The sequence below is a fragment of the Vibrio sp. FF145 genome (genome assembly GCF_041439075.1).
Classification (GTDB): Bacteria; Pseudomonadota; Gammaproteobacteria; order Enterobacterales; family Vibrionaceae; genus Vibrio; species Vibrio tasmaniensis_A.
This window is the reverse complement of the sequence record NZ_JBGONH010000020.1, coordinates 1-14709: the sequence shown is the minus strand read 5'-3', so window position 1 is coordinate 14709 and position 14709 is coordinate 1. Positions and strand designations below refer to the sequence as shown.

At 43.9% G+C, this 14709-nt stretch carries 13 protein-coding genes; 8 read left to right on the top strand and 5 right to left on the bottom strand.

Translation table 11 applies throughout. The annotated features are described in order from the left end of the window. The first annotated feature begins 41 nt into the window (after positions 1-41). The 5 genes from ACED42_RS09460 (at position 42) to ACED42_RS09440 (ending at position 5337) form a co-directional block, all read left to right on the top strand. Positions 42-1946 carry a propionyl-CoA synthetase gene (locus tag ACED42_RS09460; protein ID WP_371702293.1) on the top strand — a complete coding sequence of 635 codons (1905 nt, stop codon included), beginning with the start codon at positions 42-44 and terminating at the stop codon, positions 1944-1946. A gap of 146 nt (positions 1947-2092) precedes the next feature. Next, complete coding sequence (locus tag ACED42_RS09455) at positions 2093-2539, top strand: hypothetical protein (RefSeq protein ID WP_371702291.1); 447 nt, start codon at positions 2093-2095, stop codon at positions 2537-2539. 217 nt (positions 2540-2756) lie between these two features. Next, positions 2757-3158, top strand: a complete 402-nt coding sequence (locus ACED42_RS09450) for a glycine zipper domain-containing protein (RefSeq protein ID WP_371702290.1) — start codon at positions 2757-2759, stop codon at positions 3156-3158. A gap of 203 nt (positions 3159-3361) precedes the next feature. Further along, the gene (locus tag ACED42_RS09445) at positions 3362-3841 is read left to right on the top strand and encodes a GNAT family N-acetyltransferase (RefSeq protein ID WP_009846623.1); all 480 of its coding nucleotides are present in this window, start codon (positions 3362-3364) and stop codon (positions 3839-3841) included. An 83-nt stretch (positions 3842-3924) separates the two neighbouring features. Beyond that, entirely contained in the window at positions 3925-5337 is a 1413-nt protein-coding gene (locus tag ACED42_RS09440; RefSeq protein WP_371702288.1) for an NUDIX domain-containing protein, read from the top strand. A gap of 100 nt (positions 5338-5437) precedes the next feature. Here ACED42_RS09440 and ACED42_RS09435 read toward each other — a convergent pair whose 3' ends face one another. Beyond that, a complete protein-coding gene (locus ACED42_RS09435) occupies positions 5438-6247 on the bottom strand; it encodes a Cof-type HAD-IIB family hydrolase (protein ID WP_371702286.1) in 810 nt (269 codons plus the stop codon). Positions 6248-6450: 203 nt separating this feature from the next. On the opposite strand from ACED42_RS09435, the gene queE reads away from it, so the two are divergent. Both queE and queC read left to right on the top strand, forming a co-directional pair. Further along, positions 6451-7101 (top strand): 7-carboxy-7-deazaguanine synthase QueE, encoded by a 651-nt coding sequence (gene queE / locus ACED42_RS09430; RefSeq protein ID WP_371702285.1) that lies wholly within the window; start codon positions 6451-6453, stop codon positions 7099-7101. Positions 7102-7161: 60 nt separating this feature from the next. Beyond that, positions 7162-7857, top strand: a complete 696-nt coding sequence (gene queC, locus ACED42_RS09425) for a 7-cyano-7-deazaguanine synthase QueC (protein ID WP_371702283.1) — start codon at positions 7162-7164, stop codon at positions 7855-7857. A gap of 2 nt (positions 7858-7859) precedes the next feature. Here queC and ACED42_RS09420 read toward each other — a convergent pair whose 3' ends face one another. The 4 genes from ACED42_RS09420 to ACED42_RS09405 all read right to left on the bottom strand — a co-directional run bounded on the left by ACED42_RS09420 (position 7860) and on the right by ACED42_RS09405 (position 12414). Then, the gene (locus ACED42_RS09420; protein ID WP_371702281.1) at positions 7860-9848 is read right to left on the bottom strand and encodes a diguanylate cyclase; all 1989 of its coding nucleotides are present in this window, start codon (positions 9846-9848) and stop codon (positions 7860-7862) included. Between the two features lie 162 nt (positions 9849-10010). Continuing rightward, positions 10011-10361: a DUF2750 domain-containing protein gene (locus ACED42_RS09415; protein WP_017062305.1), complete on the bottom strand. Its 351-nt coding sequence runs from the start codon at positions 10359-10361 to the stop codon at positions 10011-10013. A 131-nt stretch (positions 10362-10492) separates the two neighbouring features. Next, on the bottom strand, positions 10493-11107 hold the full coding sequence (locus ACED42_RS09410; RefSeq protein WP_017103074.1) for an OmpA family protein: 615 nt from the start codon (positions 11105-11107) through the stop codon (positions 10493-10495). Further along, entirely contained in the window at positions 11107-12414 is a 1308-nt protein-coding gene (locus ACED42_RS09405; RefSeq protein WP_009846631.1) for a TolC family outer membrane protein, read from the bottom strand. Before ACED42_RS09405 ends, ACED42_RS09410 begins: the two co-directional genes overlap by 1 nt. A gap of 400 nt (positions 12415-12814) precedes the next feature. Between ACED42_RS09405 and ACED42_RS09400 the strand changes: the two genes are divergently transcribed. Further along, the coding region (locus tag ACED42_RS09400; RefSeq protein ID WP_371702279.1) for a Calx-beta domain-containing protein at positions 12815-14709 on the top strand (1895 nt) is incomplete at its 3' end.

Below are 14709 nucleotides of genomic sequence, written 5' to 3'. Positions count from 1 at the left end.
CTAGGCACTTGGAGAAATGGATGAATCATGGAGGAGGCACTATGTCTGCTACGAATCGAATGAACAGAAAAACAGACTATATCACCGAGTATCAATGGGCTAGGGAAGACCCAAATTCGTTTTGGGAAACACAATCACAAGCGATAGATTGGTTTGAACAACCAAAAACGATGTTACAAACTGACGATAACGGTATTGAGCGTTGGTTTCCTGATGGAGTGATGAACACCTGCTGGTTGGCGTTGGATTATCATTGCGAAAATGGTCGTGGTGATAAAGTGGCGCTGATTTACGACTCTCCAGTGACAGGGACTCAATCATCGTACACTTACGACCAACTGCGTGACCAAGTGGCAAAAGTCGCAGGTATGTTAGCGACGCAAGACGTTACCAAAGGCGATCGTGTGGTGATCTACATGCCGATGATTCCTGAAGCGGCAATGGCAATGTTGGCTTGTGCACGACTAGGCGCGGTGCATTCGGTGGTGTTTGGTGGCTTTGCTCCTCATGAGCTTGCCGTTCGAATTGAAGATGCCGAGCCGAAGGTGTTGATTACTGCCTCCTGTGGTGTCGAGATAAACAAAGTCTTGCCATATAAGCCGATGGTTGATCGCGCAATCATGGACAGCCGCTGGAAGCCTGAGAAAGTGGTGGTATTCCAAAGAGAGCAGTCTCTCGCCGAATTGAACAATGAACGCGATGTACTTTGGCAGCAAGCAGTTAACGATGCATTGCCACACAGTTGTGTTCCAGTCTTGGCAACCGATCCGTTGTATATCCTTTACACATCAGGCACCACGGGTAAGCCAAAAGGTGTTGTGCGTGACAATGGTGGTCATGCGGTTGCGATGAAATACTCGATGAGTACCATCTACGATATGCCGCAAGATGGCGTATTTTGGGCGGCTTCTGATGTCGGCTGGGTAGTGGGGCATTCCTATATTGTGTATGCACCATTGATTCACGGCTGCACTACGATTCTGTTTGAAGGTAAGCCGGTAAGAACACCAGATCCAGGCGCATTCTGGCGTGTGTGTGAAGAGTACAACGTCGATGTGTTGTTTTCCGCGCCAACAGCATTTAGAGCAATCAAGAAAGAAGATCCTGAAGGTGAGTTGCTCACCAAGTATGACTTATCATCGCTCAAGTCGATTTTCATGGCGGGAGAACGCTTAGACCCGCCAACATTGGATTGGGTTGAGTCTCATACTAATAAGCCGGTTATCGATCATTGGTGGCAAACCGAAACGGGTTGGGCTATCTCTGCAAATCCTACAGGGCTAGAGTCTTTGCCAGTGAAAGCCGGTTCTTCAACGAAACCTGTACCGGGTTATCAAGTGGAGATCCTCAATGAACTAGGCGAAGTAGCTCTGCCTAATCAACAAGGATTTGTGGCGCTTAAACGCCCATTACCACCAGGTTGTCTACCGACGGTTTGGCGCAACCATGACCGATTTGAGTCTGGCTATCTGAGTCAGTTCCCGGGCTATTATGTTTCGGGTGACGGTGGTTATCTCGATGATGATGGTTACCTATTTATCATGGGGCGTATTGATGATGTGATTAATGTCGCAGGACATCGATTGTCTACTGGTGAAATGGAAGAGATCGTTGGCGGTCACCCAGCCATTGCAGAATGCGCGGTAGTCGGTATTCACGATGACTTAAAAGGACAACTTCCATTAGGTCTAGTTGTGTTAAAAGATGGCGTAAAAGTCGATGGCATTGAACTGCAAGCGGAGTTGGTTGGCAAGGTTCGTAACGAGATTGGTGCGGTTGCATGCTTTAAGCAAGCCTTGGTGGTTGAGAGGCTGCCTAAGACGCGCTCAGGTAAGATCTTGCGTAGAACTATTCGACAGATAGCCGAAGGTGAGCAATATGTGGTGCCTTCTACTATTGATGATCCAACAAGCTTAACGGAAATTGCAGAAAAGCTAGGTAGATGAACTTTGAAGATTAGTTAATCTCTATTTGGTGCGTTTATAAACGCATAGCCAAACGTGATGGTTTATCTAAACTCTACTTTATTCATCCGCTTATCCATTGTGCTTAATATGACCTCATTATGAATCCCACATATTGAGGTCTTTTTATGCGAACCTACCTTTTACTCATAACTTTACTTGTTAGTGGTGCTGCTAATGCTGCCATTTCAAAGAATGATATCAGCAGAACGTTGTTAAAACCCTTGAGTCATCCTAAGGTATTTAAATGCGTATCTAAGACTGGTGTCGATTTGTATCAAGCGGTTTTTGATATTGGCGTAGGGTACGAAGCTGATCCTATTAACTCGAAGATGATCGTTAATTCAAGGAAAGGTCGCTACGAATATCAAATCTTAGGCGCGGTAAGGTCTGAAAGAGCCGGTGAAATTGTCGTGTTGACTCGTCATGTGGGAGACGGTGTTAAAGTTGCCGCAATGATTGATGACGAAAATGGCAAGATACTGGGGATAGGCGATAAAAATCATTATCGAGATTGCGGTGTTAGGCCACCACCTAGTGCAGAAAATATGCAAAACTTTTGGTCTAAAGACTAAACCTGAACGGCAATCATTCTTGAGGCGACCTTGTTGGTCGCCTTTTTTGTGTCTGATGAATTAGGTACACCAATGCGATACGTCATCAATCGGTTATGTGTTAACTGCGAAATACATAGCTAAGTATGATGTATCGTCTAAAGGTGGCTTTATTTATCTGGTTAACGGATCTGCTTAAGATGGCTTTACTCCAAACGAAGAACTAAGCGAGACTCCTATGAAATTCACTAAACCTTTTCTTTTAGCGACACTGATTGTGACTCTTTCTGGTTGCGCATCACCAGCAATGGATAACGAAAATGAGAATGCCGCACGTAATCGTGGTGCTGTAGGTGGTGCTTTATTAGGAGCGACAGCAGGCGCTCTAACTGGAGATGCGAGTTTAGCCGTAAAGGGCGCTGCATTAGGTGGCGTGACCGGTGGCGTTGCGGGTTCAATGAAAGATACGGACGATGCAAGAAACGCACAACGAACCCAAGTTACTGCTGACGGTCTAGCGCAAGAGAATCGCACCGATGCAGAAAAACGAGTTGCTGAAGTTGAGGCTGAAATTAAGCTTATTGAATTGGAACAACAACTTGCTGATCTCAAAGAAGAGAAAGAAGATAACGGTGCATAAATCTGAAGCTACAGCAAAAGCCATAGCTTCGATATTCGTTTAATTCAAAATAATTCAAACAGAATGGCCACGTAATGTGGTCGTTTTTGTATCTAAAATACACACTTCAAACAATGAATTAATTCAATAACTTGTATAGATACTCACGCCAAGTAAACTAGACTCAGTTTAGATATTAATTTGGTTTGAGAAGCGCAATAGTCATGAATGTCACCTTAAGGGCCGCAAAGCACGCGGATTTGGAACAACTTAACGAGTTAATGTTCGATCTCCACCATCACCACCACCTTGCAAGCCCAGAGCACTTTAAAACGGCAGAAGAGATTGAGCAGGAAAAAAGCATTGCACGTTACTTAGATGATCCTGAATGCTTAGTCTACGTGGCATTAAAAGGTGAACTAATTGTTGGCTTTATCTCCGGACATTTTTGTGAGCTTATCTCAACGGTGAGTAAACCGGTGCCGATGGGGAGTGTCGATGAACTGTTTGTCTTACCTGATTATCGAAAAGAATCAATTGCTGAAAAGTTGTTTAACAAAGTTGAAAGTACTTTTGATGATTATGGCGTTGAACAAGTCTTTGTAGAGGTTTGGGACTTTAATTCACCTGCCAAGGACTTCTATCAAAAAATGGGGTTCACACCTCACATTCAATGGATGAGGAAGGCTTTGCACAAAACGTAGACAGCGATTTTGTGTGGCTTTGATTACAATAGACTCGTGTATTAGCAGTCTTAAATTTCTTCTCTTATTTTTAGGTAAACTCGTTGGTTATTAGATATTTTTTCGTTTTCATACTGTCTCTTTTGAGTACTACTTCCGCTTGGGCTAACAACACTTTGCCCGATCATATCGCGGGCGCTTTGTGTGTAGTACGTGCTGATAACCAAATCGTGTTGGTTGATGAATTGATCACGGGGCAATTGTCTCTACCGGGAGGCACTGTGGTTTCTGGTGAGCCGCCTGCCATCGCAGCGCAACGAGAAACTTGGGAAGAGGCGGGCTTGTCCGTGACGGTCGGTGATGTGTTGGGATATACCGACAGTGCCGTTGTATATGATTGTGTCTCTGACTCTGAAGTGATCAGTTTTCAAACTCGAAATGAGCTAGGTGGTTTTGAACTACCTATATGGTTTGCTCCTCATTATGGCGTGGAAGTTAGTAGAGCGATGTTACTTCCTCCCATTGAGTTGGAAGCAAAGCAATATCGTTACCCAGAGCAGTGGTCAGAGATTAATGAGTTGTTTTTATCTGCGACAGATCAACCTGTGACGTATGTGACTGAGCTGGTGGGCGCGGCACCCCAAGTCCATCAAGTTGAACTAAATTGGATTGTGTCGCTTCAAAACGCGTTCGATAAGATGCCAAGCTTGTTTGCGAATACTGTACTTTTAACTGACTCGTTAGCGAAGCCATGGGTTTTTATCGTGATATTGCCGCTAATTGCTTGGCATTTTGGCCGTAACTTCGCATTGAAGTTTGGCTTCACTTTGATTTCAGTGACACTGCTCACTTTAATCGCCCACCAAGGGTTTGGTTTTCCACGTCCGCATGCTTACTTGCCAACATTGAAACTAGTGATGAGCAGTGGCTATAGCTTCCCAAGTTTATTGGCTGGCTTGTGGGTGAGTTTAACTTTGTTGGTCTTTTGGAAACTAAAGCGCCTCTTGGAGCAAAAAGCTATTCTGATAGTGCTCGTTGGTTTGCTATGGATCATGTTATTTAAGTCTTATTCAGGTAGTGCATTCTTTAGTGATGTATTAATGGGTGGCGTATTAGGCGCATTAACGACTTGGCACATCGTGAGATTAGATGCGAAACCTGATGTTGATATTAGTGCTTTATTGAGTTCTAAAGGTGTTTGGTGGGCATTGTGCTTACTGTCGATTGTTCTCACTGTTATATGGCCATTGCCGACATTCTCTTTCTGGGTAGCAATTTTGATGACGATTGCATGCTTAGTAACGTTAACGGATTCGAAGCCTTTGGTCGGCCAGTTCTCATTCAAGATTGTATTTGGAGTGATGGCGATGTTGTTAGCGGGGAATCTGCTGATTAGCTGGGCAGGAAGTTTCGTCTCATTCAGTGGCATTGCTTCATTTATCGTTGAGACCTTACGTTTCCCAATCTTGATTCTATTTGGTGTCGTGGCGTTTCGTCTGCCATGGAAAAGAGAGTAGGCGAACCGACTAATATAAAATCAAAAAAGGCTGTGCAGTGCACAGCCTTTGTCATTTGTGCAACAAGAAAAAAGTAATTCTCACTATAGCTGCTGAGCGTTTATGAGTTGAAGATAAACTTCTCAATCGCGACCGCTACACCATGGTCGTCGTTGCTCGCTGTGATGTGATCCGCCAGTTTCTTGGTTTCTTCCATTGCGTTTTTCATTGCAATGCCAAGGCCAGCGTATTCAAGCATATGATGATCGTTTTCAGCGTCACCCATGCAGATTACTTCTTCTGCTGTAATACCCAAGTGCTTTGCTATCGCCTCAATACCGACACCCTTGTTTGAATTTGGGTTTAGGAACTCTAAGAAGAATGGTGCACTTTGCACGATAGTAAATTGAGTCTTAAGCTCTTGTGGCAACTTGCTGATGATTTCAGTCAGCTTGCTTGGTTCTGCGACAATCATAGTTTTGATGATTTCGTGGTCATCTTCTAGTTGAGAAAAGTCGAACTCGGTAATCTCTAAGCCATTAATACGCGCTTCAATAGCTGTGTACTCATTGTTTTCAGGCGTGATTAAGCCATGAATCTTGCTGAATGCATGAACATAACCACCAAGCTGTACAGCGAGGGCTGCGATCTCTTTCGCGGCTTTACCATTACTGATCTCACTGTGAATGAGTTCTTTTGTAGAGACGTTTTGAACCATAGAGCCGTTGTAGAAGAGCACAAAGTCATCTTCGCCGTTGATTGAAAGCTCGTCTAACTTACTCTGCATGCCTTCTAAAGGACGACCAGAAGCCAGAACCACTTTCACACCTGCAGCGCGTGCTTTGGCAATCGCGTCTTTGTTCTCTTGAGAAATTACTTTATCACTGTTGAGCAGTGTGCCATCCATATCAAGAGCAATCAGTTTGTACATGTTGTTCCTTACTAAAAAATTAAAAGCTAACGAAATCTAATGGGCGAAAGGATAAGGGAACTTGAAAGTTCAGGCTAGAGCTTTGATCAACTCATTTATCAGTACTCATTTGTTTGACCAAAAGGGGCAAGTGCTTTAAGGTCTGCGGTTGATTAATTTCATCAAATGATTGAGCTGAGGGTAAGTTGTACAAGATTAATGAAATGTTTGAAACCATCCAGGGCGAGGGCGTATTTACCGGCGTTCCTGCTGTTTTTGTTCGACTGCAAATTTGCCCTGTAGGCTGTTCTTGGTGTGATACCAAACAGACTTGGGAAGCGTTGCCGGAAGATGAAACGAGCCTTGGTAATATTATGGTTAAGACAGAGGATTCACCGACTTGGTCTGCAATTGATGCGCAGGGAATCGTGAATGAATATATCAAGCAAGGTTACACCGCGAAGCACATTGTGATTACCGGTGGTGAGCCGTGCATCTATGATCTTGTCCCTCTTACTGAAGCATTTGAGCAGCACGGTTGTCGTTGTCAGATTGAGACCAGCGGAACATCGGAAGTAAAAGCCACACCGGACACTTGGGTTACGGTGTCACCAAAGGTCGCAATGAAAGCCAAGTTGGATATCCTTGATAGTGCACTCGTTCGTGCGAATGAAATCAAGCACCCTGTTGGTACCGGTAAAGATATTGAGCAACTAGATGCTCTTATTGCTAGAGCCGATGTTCCTGAAAATACAGTCATTGCACTTCAGCCGATTAGCCAAAAAGAACGTGCAACGCAACTGTGTATTGATACTTGTATTGAACGTAACTGGCGTTTATCTATTCAAACTCACAAATATTTGAGCATCGCATAGGTTGCATTTGTTTACTGGCCTAGATAAGTCGCTAGTAGAAGATTCTCGTAAGGATTTAAGATGAAAAAAGCAGTGGTAGTATTCAGTGGTGGTCAAGACTCAACAACGTGTCTTGTTCAAGCTTTAAAAGAGTATGATGAAGTTCATGCGATTACGTTTGACTATGGCCAGCGCCATAGACTCGAGATTGAAGTGGCTGAGTCATTGTCGAAAGAACTTGGTGTGAAAGCGCACAAAGTAATGGATGTGACTCTGTTGAATGAACTGGCTATTAGCTCTCTTACTCGTGACGATATTCCTGTCTCTCATGAGCTACAAGAGAATGGGCTACCGAATTCTTTCGTTCCCGGTCGTAATATTCTGTTCTTAACTTTGGCGGGTATTTACGCTTACCAAATCGGTGCAAATACCGTAATCACGGGTGTGTGTGAAACAGATTTTTCAGGCTACCCTGATTGTCGTAATGACTTTGTGAAAGCGATGAACTCTGCGCTTGTACAAGGTATGGATAAGCAGCTTGATATTAAAACACCGTTAATGTGGCTCAACAAAGCTGAAACATGGGCGTTGGCAGATCAGTATTCAGCACTCGAACTTGTTAGAAACAAAACACTGACCTGCTACAACGGTATTATCGGCGATGGCTGCGGCGACTGTCCAGCGTGTGAACTACGCAAAATAGGCCTTAGCGATTACCTAGGTGATCGCCAAGGTATTATGGCTGAATTGATTCGCAAGCAGGGTGAGAATAAATAACCTCATGAGTCAATAGGTTCGTTATAAGCATCAATGATGCAGTTTCGGCCGTTGCTCTTTGCTTGATACAGCGCCTGGTCAAGCACTGAATACAAGTCATCAAAGTCACTTAATGCGTTTGAGGTTGCTAAATAAGCAAAGCTCGCGGTTACATTAAGTGGCTTTTTGTTTTCTGATAAGAAGACTGCACTCGAAATGGCATAATGTAACTCCTCTACACGCTCTTGTACTTCAGCTGGTTTTGTATCAGTAAGCACGATCAGAAATTCTTCGCCGCCTAAACGCCCGAACAGCTCACCTTTAATTAAATGTTGTCTTATTTGATGACTTATATGAACGAGCGCTCTATCACCAGTAGGGTGGCCATATTGGTCATTAATTTTCTTGAATTTATCTAGATCGAGTAAAACGAGAACATGTTGTTTTTCTGTTCCTTTACAGGCTTTGATACGCTTGACTCTTCGTATTATCTCGGTGCGACTATACGCCTTTGTCATGGCATCGATTGCTGCTTTCGCACGAATGGCTTTGTTTGTGAAGATCATAAAGCTAGCCGCACACAGCAATAGAATAACAATGATGTTATACACCATCCTTTGATGTTCCATCTTTTCGATTTGAAGTCGGTCTAAATTTGCTTGATGTCTCAGGAAAGAACTCTCTAGTTCTTTTTCGTACCTAGCATGAGCTAGATCTAGTGCTTCAAAAGCCAACCTGTTATCTATATCTCGGGTTTCGAACTGTATTAATGTGTATCGCTGATAGAAATAGAAAGCTTGCTTGTAATCGCTGAGAGTTTGATAAATATCAGAAAGTTGAAGTAGTGCTTGAGCTGTGTATTTGTGTCTTGTGACTTGTTCGGATAGCTCCAAAGCTTGTTGTGCATAATTGAGCGCTTCCGTTTTAAGTTTTTGGTCTTCGAACATATCGCTGATTGCCAAGAAAGCGTTGATTCGAATGACATCGTTGTTTAGCTTGCTTGAAGCCGATAGAGACTCTACTAAGTAGTCTCTCGCCAAATCATAGTTCTTCGTCTGCGTGTATGCTTTTCCTAAACCAAGAGTTGTTAGCGCAATACCGTAGCTATGAGATGATGTAGTCAACAGTGCTTTTGCTTTTTGAAAGTGATTAATTGCTAGGTCACTTTGTCCTTGATTAAGGTAAAGATCTGCAAGGCTATGATGAACTTGTGCTTTCATCAAATCAGAAGCATCCGATCTCAGAGCGAGTGCTTCTATGAGGTACTCTGCCGATTTATCATATTGCTTTAACTCTTTGAGCAAATTACCCACATCGTTATAGATCCCCGAAATATCGTGTCCTTGTGGGAACACGCTTATCAGTGATAGGTAAGTATCTAGTGCGGCTTGATAGTCGCTGCGGAAATGGTGATTGTTAGCGATCACTCGATAAGTGCCAAATTTTGGTAATACAGGGTCAGCAATGTCATGCAAATCCGACTGAAGTGCAGAACAATAATAGTTCGCTTGATGGTATTTAGCTTGCTCATTGAGAGAACGACATAATTGGTATTTTAATAATGCTCTACCTGTAACATCGTTGATTGATTGCATTTTTACTAATATGGACAAAAAGCCTTGTTGAGCTTCTTTGTACTGACCTTGTCCATCATTTACTAGGGCATTAATAAACGCTTGTTCTATCGCTTGGTAGTCACTGTCGTTTGAAGCGATTCCATAAAACGGTTGATCGCGCTGGCTCATGTATTGATATAGCAGTGCCGATAGGTAGAGCTTATCCCCGTAGGTTGTTGAACTCGTGTAGCGTGTTTGCAGCATGTTCAATGCGCGCGAAGGGGAATGAGTTAGAGTCGAGAGATAGAGTGCGTTCCAATCAGCATTTGGAGTTGCGTGGGGATCTAATACCGAGGTGCTAATTGTTGGAGAAGATTCATGATCCGCTGTTGATGCTTGGCTAAAGGAATAAAGGTTGATGAGAAGCAGAAAGGCAATGAAAATGGAGTGAATCACGAGATAATATCAATCAGATAAAGAACGATATTCTATTGTTAGTTTGATATTGCTTCAATTTTTTTGGCGAGTTGATGGTTTGTTATGTGAGGTAAATCTCTAATTCTCAATGGCTTATCATGGGTAACCGGTCGTACGCTATTGTACGACCGATCTTGGAAGCTAGATGTATAATTTCGCTAGATCAGAAGGCTCAAGCTCTTTGCCTTCCAATGTTGCATTCCAGTTAGTACCAACAAGAACGCCATCTTCAGCTAGGGTCAGTAACCAATCTTCTACAAAGATATCTAGTGGGATTTCTAATACTTCGAAGTCTGCCCACTCTTCAACGTTGTGAGTCTGAGCGTCCTCTTTTGAAGACCAGAACGGCATCACTTCACTGTTTTCGAATTCACTTGAGTCACATGCTAGCCAACCTTCTTCGTTGCGAAGGCCCCATACCAGTTTAGTTTCTTGTGTTTCAGAAACGAAAAGTTCTAGATTTGCTTGAGTATCAGCGGTTAGTTTGCTCATGAATAATTTCTCTATGTTGATAACAAGACAAGATTAACATTATACAAGGGGTAGGTATATGGCGATCAAGGAATTATAAGGATACTGAAACGCTTACCAAACGTTTCAGTATGGTTTGGGTGCGGTAGAATCTATTTGCCGATTTTAGTAAATATATGCCACTCTTCTTTGATGTTGCCTTTAAATCCGACAACAGAGGCTACGACTTTTCTGTTCAATGCATGATTAGTTTCGGTGTCATTATCACGGAAGCCTGCATCTCCGTACCCTACGGTATAGACTCTTGATGGCGGGATACCGTTGCTGATGAGCGCACGTCTTACATTGACCGCACGTTCTTCTGAGAGCTTGAGATTGTATTCGGCATTACCTACTTTACTAGCATAACCTTGCAATTGAATACTTGTGTTTTCGTAACGCTTTAGAAACGCAGCCATTTGACGAATTTGGCTCAGAAACACAGGTTTAATTTCTGCAGAGTCATTGGCAAATAAAATATGAAGATCTTTTTCTTCGCTAGACTCGAAATACGAGCCACAGCCATCATTATCTATTTCAGCGCCTATTTGTGTGTCTATACATAAATCGCGAGCGTTGATAACACCATCATTATCATCATCTTCGAGATCATAACTTTGTGTGGTGCTAGGAAGAGCACGATAAGTGAATTCATCATTTGTTTCAGCCATGATGTTGGCAGAAGCAACCACGAAGCATAGTGGGAGTATAGTTTTGAGAAGCTTCATTAATATTCTACCTTTTCATTCCATTCTTGTGGAGTCTCTACACGTAACCCTGTTAATAGGTTACCTGTTGCATTCATGACTCTATATTTTGCGTACTGTACATCGTACTTAGCGTCTAAAAATCCCTTACGTGCTTCGAAGAGTTCATTTTCAGTGTTAAGTAGATCGAGAAGGGTACGCTTACCAATTCGGTATTGTTTTTCATAAGAGATAACGGTGTCAGAAGCTGAATCTACGTGATCCGACAAGAAATCTTTCTGCTGAACGGTTAAGTCAAGAGCGCTCCATGAAAGGCGTAAGCTTTCTTCTACATTACGGTAAGTACTCTCACGTAGGTCTTTTGCTTTGTTGAGTTGATAAGCGGCACTTTCGGCACGGTCTTGATCGGCTCCACCGTTATAGAGATTGTACTTTAAGCGAAGCATCGCAGAAAATTCATCGCTGTTGCCTTTCGTACCACCTGCATCATCGCGCCACCTTTGAGCGGCTTCAAAAGAAACAGTTGGGTAGTTGGTACTCTTCGACTGCTTGTATTGGAACTTCGCTGAATCTACGTCAGCTTGTGCAATTTTGATAACCGGGTGTTGGTTAAAGGCTTTTGCCAAAGCACCGTCGATCGTATAAGGAATAGAGCCTGCGTCAGCACGTGGATATACCAAGCCTAGTGGGGCTTGGCCAACAAGGCGTTTGAATTGAGTATGGGCATCAAATAAATTATTTTGAGCTGCCAGCAAATTACCATGAGCTTTTGCAATACGAGCTTCTACCTGAGACATGTCTGCCGTAGATCCAATGCCTGAATCAACTCGTTTCTTGATATCTATATAGATATTTTTGTGCGTCGCCAGATTGTTTTCAGAAAGTGTAAGCACTTCGTAAGCTTTAACGGAATCAAGATAGACTTTGGTTACTTGCAGTGCAATATCTTGAGCGCTAGATAGCAATTGATAACGGACAGACTCTGCATCAGCAGCGGTACGATCAATGTCGTTAGAAGTATTCGCGCCATCCCAAATGAGTTGTGTTAACGTAATTGCTGCTTCTTTACGCGTTAGATCTGTTGAGCTCGAATTCGTCGCCAAATCCGTATATTCGTAACCAATGCCACCGTCTAAATCTATACTCGGGCGGTAAGCTCCACCAGAAGCATCGTTAAGGTAACGTTGACTAACGTACTGGTTATATGCCGCTTTGATTTCAGGGTTACTTTCTAAAGTAAACGCGACGGCTTGCTCTAAGGTTTGCGCGCTAGCCGGTAAACTGAGTGCAATAGCCAACCCTAATGTAGTCGTTTTAATCCAGTTCAATTTCAATCTCCCAAAAATGGAGTATCACCTAAGTTTGTCGCTTTTAAGCTTGAATATATCAAATTTAGATGAACCGCCAAAAAAATAACGAATGCTCAATGAGCATTCGTAAATGGTTGTAAAGTTGTTAACCGATCGCCGTACAATTTAAGTCGATTTTGAGTACTTAAATTTGATTTGAGTGTTTGGGTTATCTTTCCCTAAGACAATAACTTATATGGAAGTTTTCGTCATCTTAATTATCACTCAGTGACCGTTATCATTCGTTTACATTGTAAGTTATTAAAGATGTAATTCATAGCTAGGAATTATATGACATTAGATGTTATATTGTCACTAGATTATAAAATTGATGTCACTATTTTGACGTCGCAAACAGAAAATGAGCTTAGGGATTTATATGGACATGACAGTATTGAATGCGAGCGGTGCATTAGCATTAGGTCAACGCATTGTTATTTCGATAGATGGCACAATCACGGTCCTAGAAGACGGCCAGCCATTACAAGCTGGGGATGTCGTTTTAGAATCCCAAAATGTAAATTCTGAATCTCAGATTTCAGTTAAGCGCTTTACGCCACAAGGAAAAGATGGCGATGAAGTCGATCTTGACCAAGATATTGAAAATATTTTTGCCGCTTTAGAAGAAGGGCAAGATCCTACAGAGTTAGGCGAAGAGTTCGCAACTGCGGCAGGTGTACGAGGTTCGAGCCTAGTTAGCAGTGGAACTATTGAACGTGATGGTGACGAAACCATCCCAGTTACCGAATTTGTAACAACAGGTTTCGAAGGCCTAGGTTTGTCTCGTACTCAAAGCTTAAGTTTGCTTGATCTATTCCGCTCAGTGGAAGTTGAGCCAACAGTAAGTATTGAAGACAGCCAAGTCATTAATGAAGGCTCAACAGCAATTTTCGACGTAAGTCTAAGTAAAGCTGCGTCAGGCGATGTAAGCGTTACGCTTGAGACGTTATACGGAACGGCAACAGCGGACGACATTACAAGCGTTGTTGTGAAAGATGCCGCGGGTAACGTAGTGACACCTAACGCTGACGGCTCTTACACCGTCAAAGCGGGTGAAACTAAGTTAGTCGTTGAAGTCGAGACCAAAGACGACGGCACGTACGAAGGTGATGAGAAGCTGAGCCTAAAAGTGACCGGCGCAACAGGCGTGACAGGCTCAGGTACGGGCGAGCTAACCATCAAAGATGACGGCACAGGCCCTGTTGACCCAACCGATCCTACTCCCCCAGTGAATCCAGATGACCGCCCATCGGTGAGCATCGAAGACAGTAAAGTGATTAACGAAGGCTCGACAGCGAGCTTTGATGTGAGCTTAAGCAAAGCCGCATCAGTTGACGTGAGCGTAACGCTAGAAACCCTTTACGGCACCGCAACAGCGGATGATATCACCAGCATTGTGGTAAAAGATGCCGCAGGTAACGTAGTAACACCTAACGCTGATGGCTCTTACACCGTAAAAGCGGGTGAAACTAAGTTAGTCGTTGAAGTCGAGACCAAAGACGACGGCACATACGAAGGCGATGAGAAGCTGAGCCTTAAAGTGACGGGAGCCACCGGCGTGACAGGCTCAGGTACGGGCGAGTTGACCATCAAAGATGACGGCACCGGCCCGGTTGACCCAACTAATCCAAATCCAGATGACCGCCCATCGGTGAGCATTACTGGTGGTGGTGACGTGAACGAAGGCGGCACCGCGAACTTCACTGTGAACTTGAGTGCGACAGCGGACACAGACGTGACTGTGCAGTTGACGTTAGATTACGACGAAGCCGAAGCGGCGGACATCAAATCGTATGAGTATGAAAGTGCACCGGGCGTGTGGAACGCGGTACCGGCGAACGGCATCTTGACCATCGCAGCGGGCGTGCAAAACGTGAACGTACGCGTAGTGACCGAGAACGATGACGTCTACGAAGGCAGCGAAAGCTTCAACGTCAACGTGGCGGGCGCGACCGGGACCATCACGGATCCAAATGCAGCGAAACAAAGCGCGACGGCGACCATCAAAGACGATGGCACAGGCACCGTCGATCCAGGTAAGCCAACAGACAACGATAAACCAACCTTGAGCGTTGCGGACGCAGGGGACGTGAACGAAGGCAGCACAGCAAACTTTGCGGTGAGCTTAGACAAACCAAGCGAAGCGGCGGTGACGTTAACGTTAGACGCGTTAGTGGACGGTCAATACAGCGCAGAAGCGAACGATGTGGGCGCGATCAGCGCAAGCTACACCGACGCACAAGGCACAGTGCACACCCTAGCCGTGAGCAACGG

Coding starts and splice junctions, on each gene's coding strand:
- ACED42_RS09455 (WP_371702291.1), top strand. CDS start 2,093: ATGCGAACCTACCTTTTACTCATAACTTTACTTGTTAGTGGTGCTGCT.
- ACED42_RS09415 (WP_017062305.1), bottom strand. CDS start 10,361: ATGAGCAAACTAACCGCTGATACTCAAGCAAATCTAGAACTTTTCGTT.
- ACED42_RS09445 (WP_009846623.1), top strand. CDS start 3,362: ATGAATGTCACCTTAAGGGCCGCAAAGCACGCGGATTTGGAACAACTT.
- ACED42_RS09460 (WP_371702293.1), top strand. CDS start 42: ATGTCTGCTACGAATCGAATGAACAGAAAAACAGACTATATCACCGAG.
- ACED42_RS09410 (WP_017103074.1), bottom strand. CDS start 11,107: ATGAAGCTTCTCAAAACTATACTCCCACTATGCTTCGTGGTTGCTTCT.
- queE (WP_371702285.1), top strand. CDS start 6,451: ATGTTTGAAACCATCCAGGGCGAGGGCGTATTTACCGGCGTTCCTGCT.
- ACED42_RS09435 (WP_371702286.1), bottom strand. CDS start 6,247: ATGTACAAACTGATTGCTCTTGATATGGATGGCACACTGCTCAACAGT.
- ACED42_RS09450 (WP_371702290.1), top strand. CDS start 2,757: ATGAAATTCACTAAACCTTTTCTTTTAGCGACACTGATTGTGACTCTT.
- queC (WP_371702283.1), top strand. CDS start 7,162: ATGAAAAAAGCAGTGGTAGTATTCAGTGGTGGTCAAGACTCAACAACG.